Here is a 16,881-nt window from a genome sequence, read left to right on the forward strand (position 1 = left end):
TCTGGTCACCCCTAAAGTTCGTTTCCGCTAGCGCCGTAAAACTTGGAGAAGTCATTCGACGCGGGCCTTGCCCACACCTTTGCACCTTCCATGCCAACCATGCTAATGCCCGGCCACGCCCGGGAATGGCCTGAACAGGCGGCAATTAGCACGCCAATTTGGCCACGGCGGCAGCCACCCGCTGCCGCTCCGGCAGTTTTTGCCGCAGGGCACTGGATCGCAGCGGCAATTCCCCCCGGTCCACTGGCGTCCCGGCGTCAGGCATGATCGAATGGCAGTTGCCACGCTTGCTCCAGCCCCCATGCCCCGTCTTCTCGCAATTGCCCTGCTCGGCACCCTTCTTCACCTCGCTCCGATCGCCGAGGCCCGCCAGGACCCCGCGCCGGTGCGTGCCGAAGTGGCCCGCTTCCTCGACACCGAAACACGCAGCCTTCCGGGCGAGGTGCGCATCCAGGTCGGCGAATTCCGCGCCGACAACCAGCTGGCGCCCTGCGTCCAGTTCGAATCCTTCCTGCCCGGCGGCGTGCGCCCCTGGGGCCGGATCTCGGTGGGCATCCGCTGCCTCGCCCCGTCGCCCTGGTCGGCTTACGTTCCGGCGGAGATCAAGGTCATGGGGCTCTACCTGGTCACCACAGCGCCGGTTACGGCGGGGCAGATCCTGGGGCCTGCCGACATCCGGCGGGAGTCGGGCGAACTGACGGCCCAGGCCGTCGACGTGCTGACCGACCCCAGTCAGGCGGTCGGCCATGCCGCAAAGGTCTCCCTCGCCGGCGGGCGCCCGCTCGCCGCCAGCCACCTGCGCCTGCCACCCGCCGTGGTGCAGGGGCAGCCGGTCAAGGTGATCTCCCGCGGCCCGGGCTTCCAGGTCGCCAACGACGGTACGGCCCTGAGCAGCGCCGCCGACGGCCAGGGCGCGCAAGTCCGCCTGGCGACCGGCCAGGTGGTCCGGGGAACGGCGCGCAGTGGAGGGATTGTGGAAATCACGCTGCCCTGAACGTCCGCCCGCCATCCCCGACTCAAATGGGTTAAAGTTTGGCTTCCGCGGGTCGTATACCTCTGCGACACAAGGAAGAAAGGGCTACGCCATGAAGATCGATAACTCTGTGAAGTCGACCGGAGGCTTGCCGCCCAATGACGGGCGCACGCGCTCCGCCAAGGAATCTCCCAAATCCGAAGCGGCCGGTGGTGGCAGCGAAAAGGTCGAGATCTCGTCCCTCTCCGCTCGCCTGCAGCAAATGGAAGAAACCGTCGCCAACACCCCCGTGGTGGACAGCGCGAAGGTTGACGAAATCAAGCAGGCCATCACTGAAGGCCGCTTCAAGGTAGACACTGGCCGGGTCGCCGACGGCCTGATCGAAAGCGTCCGCCAGATGCTGTCAGCCCAGACCGGACAAACCGGGCAGGCCTAGGATGAAACAGGCCCAGGCCCTGTCCGCCCACGCCTCTCCGGGGGCGTGCCGCCCTCTGCGCGGGCAACACTGACATGGCTGCCGATCCAGGCCTCTCCAACCGGCTCGCCCGTCTGATCCATGACGAGCGCACCGGCATGCGGACATTCCTGGAACTCCTGAAGCGCGAGGAAGCCCTGCTGATCGCGGGTCAGATCGACGCGCTCAGCACGATTGCAGAAGAAAAGACCCAGCTTTATCGCAGCCTCCAGCGCCTGTCCGACGAACGCACCATGATGTTCGCCCGGGTTGGCGCAAAGGTCAGCAACGAGAACATCCGCATCGTCCTGGCCCAGGCGCCCGATGCGCTGACCGCATGGGAAGAGATCGTGACCCTGGCCGAAGAGGCCAAAGAGCGCAACCGGGTCAACGGCCAGTTGATCGTGGAGCGCCTGCAGAACAACCAGCAGGCCCTCACCACCCTGCTCGCGGCGGCCGAACACCCCCAGATCTACGGACCCGACGGTCAATCCAGGCCCACCGCCTCCAGTCGCCACCTCGGCTCGGTCTGAGCCTCCACAACACCCGCCACATAGCGATCCGCCGCGCTCCCCTCGCCCTTGCGAGCGGAATGTCAGGTTCGTCCGGAAGATCCGCGTGCCCGGGCCGCGCGCCTCATGGCCTGGCGGTGGCAGGCGCTTGCGGCGCGGACGGTTGCGATGCGGGCGGCGCGACAGGCACCGGCGGGGCCGCATCGGCCGGCAGGATCGAATCCGTCACCCCCGACGCCCTCACCGGCCGGGGCGGTGGCTCGGCCTCGACCACGCGCGACTCGATGAGGATCGTCACCCGGCGGTTGCGCGCCCGCCCATCGGCGTTGGCGTTGTCCGCCACCGGCCGCTGATCGCCATAGCCCGCGGCGGTCAGGCGCGAAGGACGCACACCGCCTTCGACAAACAGCCGCACCACGCTGGACGCACGCACGGCCGACAGCTCCCAGTTGGACGGGAACATGGCGGTGGCGATCGGCGTGATGTCGGTGTGCCCTTCCACCGTGATCGGAAACTCCGCCCCCGCCACCACGTCGGCCACCGCCCGCAGGGCGCGTTTGGCGTCCGGCCCCAGGTTGGCCTCTCCCGGTGCGAACAGCACGCTGGCGTTGATCTCCACGGTGATGCCGAAAGCCCCCTCGGTGACCCGCACCTGACCGTCCGCCACCAACGGCGCAAGCACCTTGCGGATCTCCTCGGCCATGTTCTTGACCCGCTCGGCGCGCGACTTGCGGGCCTCCTCCGCGGCCTCCGAGGGCGGCGACTGAGTGCTCGGGCGGATCGACGGAATGGGGCTGGAGACGATGCGCTGCCCGTCGCTGTTGGTGGCGATGTTGCGGAAGGCATTCACCACCGAGTCCGACATGATGCGGTACTTGCCCTCGTTGAGCGACGACAGGGAGTACATCACCACGAAGAAGGCGAACAGCAGGGTGATGAAGTCGGCGTAGGAGACGAGCCAGCGCTCGTGGTTCTCGTGCTCCTCCTCACCCTTCCTGCGCCTGGCCATGGTCGGTCTAGCCCGCGTAACCCTGCAGGCGGCTCTCGATGATGCGCGGGTTGTCGCCGTTGGCGATGCCAACCAGCCCATCCACCAGCATCTCCCGCATGGAGGTGAGGGTTCCGATGACGCCGAGCAGCTTCTTCGATACCGGGAGGAAGATCAGGTTGGCGGAGCCCACCCCGTAGATGGTCGCCACGAAGGCCACCGCGATGCCGGAGCCCAGCTTGGACGGATCGGAGAGGTTCTCCATCACGTGGATCAGGCCCATCACCGCCCCCAGGATGCCGATGGTCGGCGCATAGCCGCCCGCCGCCTCCCAGATCTTCGCGCCCTGCTTCATCTGGCCTTCCCAGGTATCGATCTCGACCTCCAGCACCTCCCGAAGGCGTTCCGGCTCGACCCCGTCGACCAGCAGCTGAAGGCCCTTCCGGATGAAGGGATCATCGATCGACGGGATCTGGCTCTCCAGCGACAGCAGCCCCTCCTTGCGGGCCACATGGCTCCAGTTCACCACGTCGGCGATCAGCCCCGCGTGATCGAGGCGCGGCGGCATGAAGACCCAGCGGATCATCTGCATGCCGGCCTTGAAGACCCTCAGGGAACTCTGCAGCATCACCGCCCCCAGGGTGCCGCCGATGACGATGAGAAAGGCCGTGGGCTGGATCAGGGAGCCGACATGCCCCCCTTCCAGCACCTGCCCCACCAGGATGGCGGCCAGGGCAAGGGTGATGCCGATCAGGCTGATGCTGTCCATGGACGCAACCTCTATCCGGGTCAGGGTGCAGCCGGCCGGCGACCGCGGCCGCGGCCATCAGACTTGGTCTTGGCAGGATTCTGGATGGCACCGGAAATGCGCGAGCGCAGGCGGGCGATGGCCTGGCTGTGGAGCTGGCAGACCCGCGACTCGGACACCCCGAGCACCTCGCCGATCTCCCTCAGGTTCATGTCCTGCTCGTAATAGAGGCCCATCACGGTCTTTTCCCGGTCGGGCAGGTCGTCGATCGCCTTGATCAGCACATCCCGCATGTTGCCCTCGAGCAAGAGGGTCAGCGGGTCGTTGCCTTCGAGGGTGATATGGCGTTCCAGGTAGTCTTCTTCGCCATCGCCGGCAAAGTCTTCGAAATAGACGAGCTGATAACCCCGCGCCTCCTGCAGCATGTGCTGGTAGTCGGCGAGCGGCAGGCCGAGGGAATCGGCCAGCTCCTTTTCGGTGGGATGGCGGCCATGCTGCTGCTCGAGCTGATGGACCGCCGCTTCGATGCGCCGCATGTCCCGCCGCAGGCTGCGGGGCAGCCAGTCGTTCTCACGCAGGCCGTCGAGCATGGCCCCGCGGATGCGCTGCACGGCATAGGTCTCGAATTGCGCCCCCAGGCCTTCCTCGTAGCGGTTGATCGCGTCGAGCAGGCCGAGCATGCCGTTCTGGATGATGTCCTCCACCTGCACGCTGGCCGGCAGTTTGGCCATCAGGTGGTAGGCGATGCGCTTGACCAATGGCGCGTACTGGACGACGAGCTGTTCTTTATCAAGGGTTCCGGAGGCGGTGTACATCAGGGCTCAGCTTTCTGGTCTGGGTTTCCGGGCGATGCGCTGCGTGATGGAAGACTCATCGGCAACGACAGGCTTCAACGCGACCCACAAAACAATATCTCACAAAACGACTCGACTCATTCAGCCCGTCACGCTCGCCGGGGATGAGCAGGCCCGCAGGCGCCGGATGAATGCGCTGGCCCCTTCGGCCGGGTGCCGCTCACCCAGCGGGGCCGTCATCGACTCGGCCAGTGCATCCCGTTCCACCTCCCCCCGCCAGACCAGGGGCAGGCCCACATGCCTTCCGGTGAAGTCGTTGAGGCTGGCAAACAGCGCGGTCGCATCGGCCCGGTCACGGGCGCCGCTGACCGCCACCTCCAGCGAACCGGCGCCGGCCGCCGCCAGACCCTTGATCCACTGGCAGGCGCTGCGCGCGCCCACGCCACTGGCCTCAACCACCAGCAGGTGGCGGGCCGCCGCGCGGGCGAAGGGCGTCAGCTGGCGGGGATCGCCCACCGCGTGGATGGCCAGCAGATCGGCGCGCCGCTGGAGCTCGGTCAGGCCGGCCTCGAGGCGGGCATGGTGGGTGTCGTCGAGCAGGGAGGCGGCCTGCACGGTGGCCGCGGCCGGCACCACCCAGAGCCCGTCCGCCACCTCGCGCATGGTCTCGGTCACATCGTGGTGGCCCTCCAGCGCGCCCAGCAGATCACCGTCTTCCGGCAGACCGGCAGTGCTCAGCAGGGAACCCTGCCCGGGGGCATGCTCATCGATCACCACGACCCGGTGCGCGCCTTCGGTCAAGGCCAGCAGGGTCTGCAGGGCCAGGGCATCCGGACGGCGCCCGCAGGCAAACACGGCCACCACTGCAGAATGGGTACGACGGAAAAGACGGCGCAGGCCGGCGGCCTGATCGGAGGCGTGCAGCATCTCAAGCCCCTCCGTGCAGACCGTTGGTCGCCGCCTTGCCGGCGGAGGCCATCAGCAGGCCGGCTTCCAGGGACTCGAGCCGAAAGGGGGAACTGGCGGGCAGCTCGTGCAGTGCCTGAGTCAGCAGCTTGTCGCGATTGGGCAGGTGCAGGTCTTCCGGCACGCGCTGCCCGTTGGCCACGTAATAGACCTGCACGCGGTGGCGGATAGCCACATCCAGCACCGGCGCCAGGGACATGGCCTCGTCCATCTTGGTGAACACCACGCCGGCCAGGTCATCGCCGGCATAGGCGCGGATCACGTCGTCGAGGGTGTCACCACGGCTGGTGGCATTGAGCAGCAGCAGGCGCGACACCTTGCCCGCGCCGGTCAGCATGGCGGCCTGTTCGGCCACCATCTTGTCGCGCTGGCTCATCCCCATGGTATCGATCAGCACCATGTGCTTGTCGCGCAGGCCGGCCAGGGTCTCGCGCAGGTCGGTAGCGTCGCGCACCACGAACACCGGCACGCCCAGGATGCGGCCATAGATGCGCAATTGCTCGTGGGCACCGATCCGGTAGCTGTCGGTGGTGATCAGGGCCAGCTTGTCGGCACCGTGGCGCACCACGCAACGGGCGGCCAGCTTGGCGGTGGTGGTGGTCTTGCCGACCCCGGTCGGCCCCACCAGGGCGAACACGCCGCCCCGGTCGATGATATCCGCGTCGCTGGCCATGGCCTGGAAGCGCGCATCCAGGGCCTCGTGGAGCAGGCGGTGGGCTTCTTCCGGGGCCTCGTCCTCGGGCACGCTCTCGGCCAGCTCACGGGCCAGCACCGCGGAGAAACCCGCCTCGAGCAGATCGCCGATCAGCCGGGTGCGGCCCGGGGCGCTACGCCCCATCTCGCCCCAGGCGAAGCCGGCGAGCTGCCGTTCGATCATGCCGCGGATGGTGGCCAGTTCGTTAGCCATCTGGGAGTTGGCCGACTCCAGGGCGCGGATGCGTGCCTCCTCTTCCACCCCGGTCGGGCGCGGACGGGGTGGCGCCTCGCGGGGCGCGGGCGGTGCATCGGAGCGCAAGGGCGAGCGGGGGGCCGGCTCGGCGGACGGGCGGCGCACCTGGGAGGTCGCCGCGTTGAATACTTCCCGCGACAACTCGACCCGCGGCGGGCTGAAGGGCTGCATGTCGGCCGGCCGCTGCGGCGCCGGAGCCGCCGGACGCGCCGCCTGGGGCTGTGCGGGGGCCGCCTGCGGAGCAGCAGGCTGCGCGGCCGGCGGTGCCGCCGGGCGTGGCCGGCTTTCTGCCGCGCGGGACAGGCTGACCCGGAAATCGTCGTCGAAGAACTCCTCGGCGGTCTTCGGCAAGGGAGGCGCCGGCACCGGCGCGGCGGGACGGGCCGGCGCGGCAGTTGCCGCCGCCGCGGCCGCCGCAGCCGCCTGATTGCGCGCACGCTGGGCCGACTGCAGCGCGGCCACATCATTGGCCGGCAGGGCGAGGATCTCGACCCCGCCGTTCGCCGCCCGGTTGGAGAGCACGACCGCATCCGGCCCGAGGTCGTCCTTCAGCATGCGAAGGGCCTCGCGGGCGGTTTTGGCAAAGTAGCGCTTGACGTTCATGCTCCTGTCTCCGGGGGTACGAAGGCTTTCATGGGCCCATGATGGGCACTTCGGTAGCTTCGATTATCTCCACGAAAAAGAAAATCGATCCCCCGGAAAAGACGGGTTTTAGGGCGCTATTCCCCCTTCTGCAACGTGCCTTCCTGCTGGCCGCCCTCCACCTCCGCGCCCACATAACTGCGCGCATAGCGCCGCCCGAGGCTGGTCAGGACTTCATAGCCGATGGTCCCGGCCCGGCTGGCGATCGCATCCACGTCGCCCAGCGGGTCGGCGACGTCAACCAGGCCGCCCTCCTCCAGGTGGCCCTCCGGCACGTCCGTAACATCCACGGTGAGGGTGTCCATCGACACCTTGCCGATCACCGGCAGGCGCCGCCCCTCGAAGCCGACCTCCCCCCGGTTGCCCAGGCTGCGCAGATAACCGTCGGCATAGCCCACCGCCAGCGTGGCGATGCGCGACGGACGCTGCGCCTGCCAGGCGTGGCCATAGCCCACCCCGGCGCCGACCGGCACCCGGCGGGTCTGGATGACCCGCGCACGCAGCCGGATCACCGCACGCATCGGATTGGCCTGCCCCACCACCGGCGCCACCCCGTAGAGGGCCGCGCCGGGCCGGGCCAGGTCGAAGTGGTACTCCGGTCCGAGGAAGATCCCCGACGAATTGGCCAGGCTGGCCTTTACGCCGGGCAGCAGGCTGCGCGCCTGCCGGAAGCGTTCGAGCTGCAGCCGGTTGATCCCCTCGGCCGGATCCTCCGCGGCGACCAGGTGGCTCATCAGATGGCGCGGCACGATGCCTTCCAGCCCACCCGGCGCCCCGACCAGGGCCGCCAGCTCGTCGGCGGCCAGCCCGAGCCGGGCCATCCCGGTATCCACCTGCAGGATGGCCGGCAGCGCGCGCCCCTGCCTGCCTGCCAGCTGCTGCCAGGCCCGCAGCTGGGCCACGCTGTTGAGCACCGGCACCAGCCCATGCGCCAGGCAGTCGGCTTCACAGCCCGCCGGCACGCCGTGCAGCACATGGATCTGCGCATCGGACGGCAACACCAGCCGCAAGGCCATGCCCTCGCCGAGGTGGGCCACGAAGAAGCGCCGGCAGCCGACCCGGTACAAGGCCTCGGCCACCTGCCGGGCGCCCAGCCCGTAGGCGTCGGCCTTGACCACCGCGGCGCACTCGGCGCCCTCCAGGCGCGACCTGAGCAGCCGCCAGTTGGCCTGGATGGCTCCCAGATCGACCTCCAGGAAGGCTCCGGCGTTGTCCGGCGAGAAGAAAGGTGAAGACAGAAACATGGGATCTCTCCAGGCAAGCTCAGGCGTAGCGGGAAACAGCCAGGTCATCGACGCGGATCTCCGGGGACCGGCCGCCGATGATGTCGGCCATCACCCGGCCGGTACCCGCCGCCATGGTCCAGCCCAGGGTGCCGTGGCCGGTACTCAGATAAAGGTTCGGATAAGACGTTTCCCCGACGATGGGCGTCCCATCCGGCGTCATCGGTCGCAGTCCGGTCCAGAATTCAGCCCGTGCCACATCACCGCCATGCGGAAACAGATCGCCGACGACGAACTCCAGGGTGCTGCGCCGGGCCGCATCCAGGCTCAGGTCGAAGCCCGACAGCTGGGCTGTGCCGCCCACCCGGATCCGGTCGCCGAGACGCGTGACCGCCACCTTGTGGGTCTCGTCCATGAGGGTGGACTCCGGCGCCTGTGCCGCATCGAGGATGGGCACGGTGATGGAATAGCCCTTCACCGGATAAACCGGCACCCGGATGCCCAATGGCGCCAGCATCGCCTTCGAGTAACTGCCGAGCGCCAGCACATAGGCGTCGGCCTTGATCTCGCCACGCGACGTGTGCACGCCGGCAATCCTCCCCCCCGCCCGCTGCAGCCCGTGGATGTGCTCGCCAAAGCGGAAGTCCACGCCCATCTCCCGTGCCATGTCGGCCAACGCCCGGGTGAACAGGTAGCAATCCCCCGTCTCGTCACCTGGCAGGCGCAGCCCGCCGACAAACTTGTGCTGCACACCGGCCAGCGCCGGCTCGTGGGCCAGATAGCCCGGACGATCGAGCAGTTCGAAGGGCACGCCGAACGCTTTCAGGATCTCCACATCCTTACCCACCCCGTCGAGCTGCGCCTGGTTGCGGAAGAGCTGCAGCGTGCCCTGGGTCCGCTCGTCATAGCGGATGCCGGTGTCGGCCCGCAGCGCCTTGAGGCAGTCCCGGCTGTATTCAGCCAGGCGCACCATCCGGCCTTTGTTGATGCGATAGCGCGCTTCGGTGCAGTTGCGCAGCATGGACGCGCACCAGCGCAGCATGGAAGGGTCGAGGAAGGGCTTGATCACCAGCGGGCTGTGATGCATCAGCAACCACTTGATCGCCTTCAGCGGCACCCCCGGCCCGGCCCAGGGTGCGGAGTAGCCGGGCGACACCTCCCCGGCGTTGGCAAAGCTCGTCTCCAGGGCGGGCCCTGGCTGACGCTCGACGACAGTGACCTCATGCCCGTCGCGGGCAAGGTAATAGGCAATGGTGGTTCCGATGACTCCACTCCCGAGCACGGCAACGCGCATGATCTTTTCTCCTGGACACTCTGCATGGGGACGGGCCGCCTCGTGCAGCCCTCAAGCAGGCATTGCAACGCTCATGCCAGAAAAATTAATCCATTAAAAACATGGACATAGAAAATACGCGCGAAAAACTGAAGCACAAATCGTATTGATATCGTTACAAGATGCCCGAACAATCTCCAGGGCCCGGAAAAATCACTTCTGATTCAGTGAATTGAAGATCCGTATCGATTTACATACACTGCGCACAAATCAACACAGTTGAATCCCCATGCGCATCGCTGTCTTCTTCACCGATCGGGTCGGCATGGCCCAGGAGATCCTCGCGGCCCTCGCCACCCGCGCCCTCAACGTGACGGCGGTCGAGGTGGACCCGCCTCACATCTATATAGAGGCCCCGGCCCTCGACCCGGATGGCCTGGCCGGCCTGCAGACCCAGCTGCTGGCGATACGCGGCGTGTGCAGCGTCGAAGCGGTCGCCATATTGCCCGGCGCCCAGCGCCGCCTCTACCTGGATGCGCTGCTCACCGCCCAACCGGACCCGGTGTTCGCCATCGACGCCGGCGGACGCATCGTGCTGGCCAATGCCGCCGCCACCCGCGCCAGCGGCCTCGATGAAAGCGCCCTGCGGGAGGCCTCCCTGCCGGCACTGCTGGGTCTGCCGGGCCTGCTCGGCACCCTCGCCGAGCAGGGCTTCCACCTCGCCCCGCGGGAGATCGAACTGGGCGGCGAACCTTATCTGATGGAGGCCCTGCCCCTCCACGAGAGCGGCCGCATCGCCGGCGCCATGCTGACGCTTTACGCCCCCAGCCGCACCGGCGAGCGCCTCAGCGCCCTGCGCAACCTGGACGCTGGCGGCTTTGAACGCATCTTCGGGCAATCTCCCAGCCTGGAGCAGTTGAAGCAGCGCGCGGCGCGCATGGCCCTGGTGGACGCGCCCCTGTTGATCACCGGCGAGACCGGCACCGGCAAGGAGCTCCTCGCCCACGCCTGCCACCAGGCCAGCACGCGTCGCGACCAGGCCTTCTTTGCCCTGAACTGCGCGGCACTGCCCGAGAGCCTGGCCGAGAGCGAACTCTTCGGCTACGCCGCCGGCGCCTTCACCGGCGCCCTGCGTGGCGGCAAGCCGGGCCTGCTGGAGCTGGCCGACGGTGGCACGGTGTTTCTGGATGAAGTGGGCGAGATGTCGCCCTACCTGCAGGCCAAGCTCCTGCGCTTCCTCAACGACGGACGCTTTCGCCGGGTGGGCGGCGACCGGGAGATACAAGTCGACGTGCGCCTGATCAGCGCCACCCACCGGCCCCTCGAAGCCATGGTGGAGAACGGCCAGTTCCGCCAGGATCTGCTGTTCCGCCTGAATGTGCTCAACCTGCAGGTGCCACCACTGAGAGCGCGGCCGGAAGACATCCTGCCGCTGGCCGAGCTCTTTCTCGAGCGGGCCTGCGCGCAGACCGGCCGCTCGCCGATGCGCCTGTCGCCGTCGGCCAACGCCGCCCTGCTGGCCAACCCCTGGGTCGGCAATGTGCGGGAGCTGCAGAACGTGATCTTCCGCGCCGTCACCATTGCCGAAAGGACGATCATCGACCGCGATGCCCTGGAGCTGGCCCGCAGCACCCGCAGCGACGCCGGCGAACCCGCCCCCGGCGAGGCCACCACCCTCGACGCGGCGATGGCGGCCTACGAGAAGAAGCTGCTGCTCCACCTCTACCGTGAATTTCCTTCCACCCGGCGCCTCGCCCAGCGCCTCGGCACCTCCCACTCGGCCATCGCCCAGCGCCTGCGGCGCTATGGCATCGGCGGCGACGCGGGCGGCGGCTAGAGGCCCGGCGGCGGCCGCACCAGCTGGCTGTCGTCGATGGGCAGGCGCAGCGTGGTGCTCTTGATGGTCTCCATCACGATGTAGGAGCAGATGTCACGCATGCCCGGGAGCTTGTTGAGCTTGTCGATGATGAAGCGCGAGAACTCGGCCAGCGTGCGGGTGCGCACGTGGAGCACGTAGTTGCACGGCCCGCTCACCACATAGGCGGTGGTGACCTCATCGAAGACCCGGATCTGCTCGTTGAACTTGTTGTGCCAGTCCTCCTCCTCCCGGTCGAGGGTGACATGGACCACCGCCTCCAGCTCAAAACCCAGCTTACGGGCGTCCAGCAAGGCGTGATAGCCGCGGATCAGGCCGTGATCTTCGAGCGCCCGCACGCGCCTCAAACACGCCGACGGTGAAAGCGCGATCCGGTCGGCCAGATCCTGATTGCTGAGGCGCCCGTTGTGCTGCAGCGCAACCAAAATGCGCATATCGATCACATCCAGCTGCATTCGCAATTTCCATTCTTAAAGAAACAATAACGAGAATATTCTTCCAAAAATCGACAAACCACAATCCACTATTGCAATTTCTGCCGCCAAGCCCGGTGCTACCATAAATCTGTCCTGACCCCCTTGGAGCACCGCCCGATGGCAGCCCCCTCTCCCCTTGCCGCCCGCCCTGACGCGTGGGGGTCACCCAGCCGATCCGCCTTGAGCATGCCGAGCCGGCGCATCGCCCACGCCCCCATTCCACCGCCAGTCCCCTGAGCGCCTGCCGCCATAAACGGCGGCCTTAACCCGATTCTTCCGTCATGGCCTTCCCAACGGCCAGGGAGAAGTCTTGCCCGCATTCCCACGGGCCCATCCAAGCAAGAGAGCCTCAACACATACAACAAGGAGGAGTCATGAAGGCCAAGCAGATTTTCACCGCCCTCGTCATCGCCGGTCTCGGCGGCACGGGCAGCCTCGCCCACGCCGCCGGCCCGGACCGCATGGCGGAGCTGGAAACGCAGTTGAAGCAGTTGCAGGAACAACTCGAGGCCCTGAAACGCTCAACGCCGAGCGCCCAGGAAGTCGCCGCCCTGCGCGACAAGGTGGCCAGCCAGGACAAACAGGCCGTGGTGGCGGGGAGCATCCCCAACTCCTTCCGCCTGCCCGGGTCGGAGACCTCGCTGCGCATCTATGGCAGCGCCGAACTGAACATGGTGCACGAGAGCAAGGGCGACAACAGCGCCAATGACTATTCCACCTTCACCCCCTTCATGCCCCTCAACGGCAGCCCCGAAGCGCAGCGCAAGGGACAGACCTACATGCACGCCCGAACCTCCCGCATCGGCCTGGAGGCGGCCACCCCCACGCCATTGGGCCCTGCCTCGATGAAGATCGAGGGTGACTTCAACAACGACCCGCGCACCGGCAACTCGGCGGTCTATGGCGACCTGCGCAACATCTACACCCAGCTCAACACCAACAGCTACGACTTCCGGCTGCGCCATGCCTACGTGCGGATCGGCGGTCTGCTGGTCGGCCAGAGCTGGTCCACCTTCATGGACGTCAATAACGCCCCGGAAACCGTGGATTTCAACGGCCCGATCGGCTCCACCTTCATCCGCCAGCCGCAGATCCGCTACACCCACAGCACCCAGGACTGGGGCGACTTCAGCGGCGCCATCGAAAACTCGGTGAGCTATGTGCTGGACAGCAGCGGACGCGCCACCACCGACGGCTTCTCCAAGGTGCCCGACCTCATCGCCCGCTGGGACAAGCGTTTCGACTGGGGCGCCCTGAGCCTGCGCACGGTGTCCCACGAACATCGCATCGAAGGCGCCCTCGGCAGCCAGGCTCGACGCGGCAATGGCTTTGCTGCCAGCGGCCAGATCAAGTCGATCGGCGACGACTTCTTCACCTGGGGCATCACCGGCGGCACGGGCATCGGCCGCTACTTCAACATGATCCAGGGCGCCGCCTACGACAGCGTGCAGCAACGCATCGAGATGGAAAAGGCGGTCGGGGTGGTGCTCGGCTACCAGCACAAGATCAGCGACAGCCTGCGGCTCAACGCCGTTTACGGGGCGCAGCGCACCTCCGACAACGATTACACCGACCTGGCCATCCGCAACGGCTTCGGCGGCGGCCAGTACGGCGTCAACCGGCGCATCAGCCAGTTCCACTTTGGCGGTATCTGGAACCCGGTAAAGGCCATGGACGTGGGCCTGGAGTACATCTTCGGCCGCCGCGAGACCTTGCTCGGCGAGAAGGGCGACATGTCACGCATCAACATGATGGTGCGCTACAACCTCAACTGAAACGCCAAGCCGCCCGGAAGTATCAAGGCCATTCCTCCGGGGATGGCCTTTTTGCTGGTGCGTGACGCAGAAAAGCCACGCCGTGATGCAGACCTCCGCCGTCCAGCTCGAGCACCGGAGGCGCGGAAAGCTGTGCGCGGAGGCGTTTACTCAATGTCGGTGGCGGCTAACTCAAATCCGCGGTGGCGGATGTCAGTTAACGGACTCCGGATGTCAGTTAACGAGTCGCGTAACTGAGTTAACGGATCGAAGATGTCAGTTAACGAACTGAAGATGTCACTTCCGCAGATCGTTAACTGAGTTATTCGATGCGTTAACTCAGTTACGCGATCGGTTAACTGAGATCTGCGATGCGTTAACTGAGATACGCGACGCGTTAACTCAGTTAGCCGGCAGCGGGTGGGGAGTGTCAGTAATTTTGTGTTCGAGGCGGCTTTTCACCTGCCCTTCCACCATGGAAAAAGCCACCGTCCCGGAGGACGGTGACCTTTTCGATGGTCGCGAGGCAGCCTGGGTGCGGCGCTACGACTCCTGAGCGGCCGGCGTGGCGGCAGGTTTGCGGGTGAGGTGGAAGCTCAGCACCAGCAGGAGGATGAAGGGAATGCCGAAGGCCAGCGTCATCCGGAACACGTCGGTAAAGGCGGTGGTGACCAGTATCGCGAGCATCAGGCCAGCCCCCAGCAGGGTCGTCACCGGGAAGAACTTCATCTTGAAGGGCAGCTCCAGCCCGCCCCGCTTGTCGTGATGGCGGCGGAAGCAGTAATGGGTGACGAAGATCATCATCCAGGTGAACATGGCGCCGAACATGGACAAGGACATCATCAAGGTGAAGGCCTTTTCCGGGAACAGCACATAGATCACGGTGGCCAGGGCGATGCCGGCGGTGGACAACATGAGCGCATTGAAGGGAATGCCGTTCTTGTTGAGGACACCGAGGGCTGCCGGTGCATCGCCTCCGCGTGACAGGCTGAACATCATGCGGGTGGTGATGTAGAGCATGCTGTTCATGGCCGACAGGGCCGCCACGATCACCACGAAGTTGAGGATGTCGGCCGCGTAGGGAATGCGCAGCACCTGCATCACGGTGACGAAGGGGCTGCTGCCTTCACCGATGCGGTCCCACGGCACGATGGCCAGGATGATCAGCAGGGACAGCAGGTAGAACAGCACGAGGCGGGCCATGGTCGCGCGGAATGCCTTCTTCACCGCGACGGCAGGGTTCTCCGCTTCGCCGGCGGCCACCGCGATCATCTCCACGCTGAGATAGCTGAAGATGGAGATGACCACGGCGATCCACATGCCCCACACGCCCTTGGGAAAGAAGCCTCCGTGCGCGGTGAGATGCTGCGTGCCGTATTCCGGGCTGCCGCTGCCCCACACCACGTAGGCGCCGAGCAGGACGAAGCCGACGATGGCGAAGATCTTGATCGTCGAGAACCAGTATTCCACCGATCCGAAGGCCTTTACGCTGGCCGCGTTGACGCCGATCAGCAGCCCCGAGAACAGGACGATCCAGATCCACGATGGAACGCCCTTGAACCAGAACTGCATGTAGTCGGCCACCGCGGTCACCTCGGTGCCCACGGCCATGACGATGCAGGCCCAGTAGGCGTAGCGGACCAGGTAGCCGGCCAGCGGGCTGATGTAGTGCTCGGCATAGGCGCCGAAGGAGCCGGAGGTGGGGTGGGCGACCGTCATCTCGGCCAGGCAGCCCATCAACAGCAGGGTGATGAAGCCGCTGATGGTGTAGCTCAGCAGCACGCTGGGGCCGGCAAAGCCGATGGCGAACTTGCTGCCCATGAAGAGGCCTGTGCCGATGGCACCGCCGATGGCGATCATGCTCATTTGCCCGGCGGTGAGGCGGCGCTGCAGGCCCTCCTCCCGTTTTGAAATATGCTCGAAGTCTCTCGATGTGCTCATGGTTGTCTCCTCTTATAGTGTTTGGGTGCAGACGAGCGTGTCGGGGTGTGAGGGGCCTGTCAGGTCACGGCGGAGCGCCTCGCGTACTCGGGCCGGTCCCAGGCCCGGGTGTCCAGGATGTCGCGCAGGATCTCCACCGCATCCCACACGTCGGTCTGGCCGACGTACAGCGGGGTGATGCCGAAGCGCAGCACTTCCGGCTCGCGGTAGTCGCCGATCACGCCGCGGTCGATCAGCGCCTGCATCACGGCGTAGCCGTCGGGGTGCAGGAAGCTCACGTGGCTGCCACGCACGGCGTGATCACGGGGGGTGATGAGGGTCAGCGGATGGCTGGCGCAGCGCGCTTCGACCAGCTCGATGAAGAGGTCGGTGAGCACCAGCGACTTGGCCCGGACGGCAGCCATGTCGGCCTTGAGGGCCACGTCGAGGCCACATTCGACGAGGGACATCGAGAGCATCGGCTGCGTGCCGCAGAGAAAGCGCCGGATGCCCCGGTCCGGCGTGTAGTCCACCGCCATGTCGAAGGGCCGGTTGTGCCCCCACCAGCCCGACAGGGGCTGCCAGAAGCGCGCCTGATGCCGCGGCGAGACCCAGATGAAGGCCGGTGAGCCGGGGCCACCATTGAGGTACTTGTAGGTGCACCCCACCGCGAAGTCGGCGTCCGCGCCTTGCAGATCCACCGGCACCGCGCCCGCCGAATGGGCCAGATCCCAGATGAGCAGCGCGCCCGCCGCATGCGCCTGGGCGGTGGTGGCGGCCATGTCGTACATGGTGCCGGTGCGGTAATTGACGTGGGACAGGAGCACCACCGCCACGTCGTCGCTCAGCGCCTCCTGCAGCGACAGGCTGTCATCGGTCAGGCGCAGCTCGTAGCCCTGCTGCAGCAGATCGATCATTCCCTGGACCATGTAGAGGTCTGTCGGGAAGTTGTCGCGCTCCGACAGGATGATCCGCCGCCCCGGCCGCTCGACCTGCTGGATGCGCAGCGCGGCGGCGAGCGCCTTGAAGAGGTTCAGGGAGGTGGTGTCGGTCACCACCACTTCTCCGTCGCCGGCCCCCAGCAGGCGGCCCAGCTTGTCGCCCAGGCGGCTCGGCAGTGCAAACCAGCCGGCCGTGTTCCAGCTCCGGACCAGGCCGACGCCCCACTCCTTCTCCAGCACGTCCAGACTGCGCGCCCGGGCGGCGCGCGGCAGTACGCCAAGGGAGTTTCCATCCAGGTAGATCACCCCTTCCGGTAGCTCGAACTCCTGCCGGAGGGGGGCCAGGGGATCGACGAGATCCGCCTCGATACAACGTTCACGGGTATGCAAAA

At 66.7% G+C, this 16,881-nt stretch carries 15 protein-coding genes; 5 read left to right on the top strand and 10 right to left on the bottom strand.

Translation table 11 applies throughout. The features are described 5' to 3' along the window. Positions 1-301 precede the first annotated feature (301 nt). From flgA to HHL15_RS21180, 3 genes are all read left to right on the top strand, one after another. Positions 302-994 carry a flagellar basal body P-ring formation chaperone FlgA gene (gene flgA, locus HHL15_RS21170; RefSeq protein WP_169147807.1) on the top strand — a complete coding sequence of 231 codons (693 nt, stop codon included), beginning with the start codon at positions 302-304 and terminating at the stop codon, positions 992-994. A 91-nt stretch (positions 995-1,085) separates the two neighbouring features. Next, positions 1,086-1,409 carry a flagellar biosynthesis anti-sigma factor FlgM gene (gene flgM, locus HHL15_RS21175; RefSeq protein WP_169147808.1) on the top strand — a complete coding sequence of 108 codons (324 nt, stop codon included), beginning with the start codon at positions 1,086-1,088 and terminating at the stop codon, positions 1,407-1,409. A 74-nt stretch (positions 1,410-1,483) separates the two neighbouring features. After that, positions 1,484-1,960, top strand: a complete 477-nt coding sequence (locus HHL15_RS21180) for a flagella synthesis protein FlgN (protein WP_169147809.1) — start codon at positions 1,484-1,486, stop codon at positions 1,958-1,960. Positions 1,961-2,063: 103 nt separating this feature from the next. Here HHL15_RS21180 and motD read toward each other — a convergent pair whose 3' ends face one another. The 7 genes from motD to HHL15_RS21215 form a co-directional block, all read right to left on the bottom strand. After that, entirely contained in the window at positions 2,064-2,948 is an 885-nt protein-coding gene (gene motD / locus HHL15_RS21185; protein ID WP_169147810.1) for a flagellar motor protein MotD, read from the bottom strand. 7 nt (positions 2,949-2,955) lie between these two features. Then, positions 2,956-3,696 (bottom strand): flagellar motor protein, encoded by a 741-nt coding sequence (locus HHL15_RS21190; RefSeq protein WP_169147811.1) that lies wholly within the window; start codon positions 3,694-3,696, stop codon positions 2,956-2,958. A gap of 20 nt (positions 3,697-3,716) precedes the next feature. Beyond that, positions 3,717-4,490, bottom strand: coding sequence for an RNA polymerase sigma factor FliA (locus HHL15_RS21195; protein WP_169147812.1), 774 nt, complete (start codon positions 4,488-4,490; stop codon positions 3,717-3,719). A gap of 120 nt (positions 4,491-4,610) precedes the next feature. Then, positions 4,611-5,396, bottom strand: a complete 786-nt coding sequence (locus HHL15_RS21200) for a MinD/ParA family ATP-binding protein (protein WP_169147813.1) — start codon at positions 5,394-5,396, stop codon at positions 4,611-4,613. A 1-nt stretch (position 5,397) separates the two neighbouring features. Then, positions 5,398-6,987 (bottom strand): flagellar biosynthesis protein FlhF, encoded by a 1,590-nt coding sequence (gene flhF, locus HHL15_RS21205; RefSeq protein ID WP_169147814.1) that lies wholly within the window; start codon positions 6,985-6,987, stop codon positions 5,398-5,400. Positions 6,988-7,103: 116 nt separating this feature from the next. Further along, entirely contained in the window at positions 7,104-8,270 is a 1,167-nt protein-coding gene (alr, locus tag HHL15_RS21210; RefSeq protein ID WP_169147815.1) for an alanine racemase, read from the bottom strand. Positions 8,271-8,289: 19 nt separating this feature from the next. Further along, positions 8,290-9,543: a D-amino acid dehydrogenase gene (locus HHL15_RS21215; RefSeq protein WP_169147816.1), complete on the bottom strand. Its 1,254-nt coding sequence runs from the start codon at positions 9,541-9,543 to the stop codon at positions 8,290-8,292. Positions 9,544-9,811: 268 nt separating this feature from the next. Here HHL15_RS21215 and HHL15_RS21220 point away from each other — a divergent pair, with 268 nt between their 5' ends. Next, positions 9,812-11,359, top strand: a complete 1,548-nt coding sequence (locus tag HHL15_RS21220; protein WP_169147817.1) for a sigma 54-interacting transcriptional regulator — start codon at positions 9,812-9,814, stop codon at positions 11,357-11,359. On the opposite strand, the gene HHL15_RS21225 is transcribed toward HHL15_RS21220, so the two are convergent. Continuing rightward, on the bottom strand, positions 11,356-11,853 hold the full coding sequence (locus HHL15_RS21225; RefSeq protein WP_169147818.1) for an Lrp/AsnC family transcriptional regulator: 498 nt from the start codon (positions 11,851-11,853) through the stop codon (positions 11,356-11,358). The two genes, HHL15_RS21220 and HHL15_RS21225, sit on opposite strands and share 4 nt — an antisense overlap. 395 nt (positions 11,854-12,248) lie before the next feature. On the opposite strand from HHL15_RS21225, the gene HHL15_RS21230 reads away from it, so the two are divergent. After that, entirely contained in the window at positions 12,249-13,649 is a 1,401-nt protein-coding gene (locus tag HHL15_RS21230; RefSeq protein ID WP_169147819.1) for a DcaP family trimeric outer membrane transporter, read from the top strand. Between the two features lie 522 nt (positions 13,650-14,171). Here HHL15_RS21230 and HHL15_RS21235 read toward each other — a convergent pair. Together HHL15_RS21235 and kynU are read right to left on the bottom strand one after the other, a co-directional pair. Further along, positions 14,172-15,569, bottom strand: a complete 1,398-nt coding sequence (locus HHL15_RS21235; protein ID WP_169147820.1) for an amino acid permease — start codon at positions 15,567-15,569, stop codon at positions 14,172-14,174. Between the two features lie 59 nt (positions 15,570-15,628). Beyond that, complete coding sequence (gene kynU / locus HHL15_RS21240; RefSeq protein ID WP_169147821.1) at positions 15,629-16,879, bottom strand: kynureninase; 1,251 nt, start codon at positions 16,877-16,879, stop codon at positions 15,629-15,631. Positions 16,880-16,881: the final 2 nt, after the last annotated feature.

It is taken from the genome of Zoogloea dura (genome assembly GCF_012927165.1).
GTDB classification, from domain to species: domain Bacteria; phylum Pseudomonadota; class Gammaproteobacteria; order Burkholderiales; family Rhodocyclaceae; genus Zoogloea; species Zoogloea dura.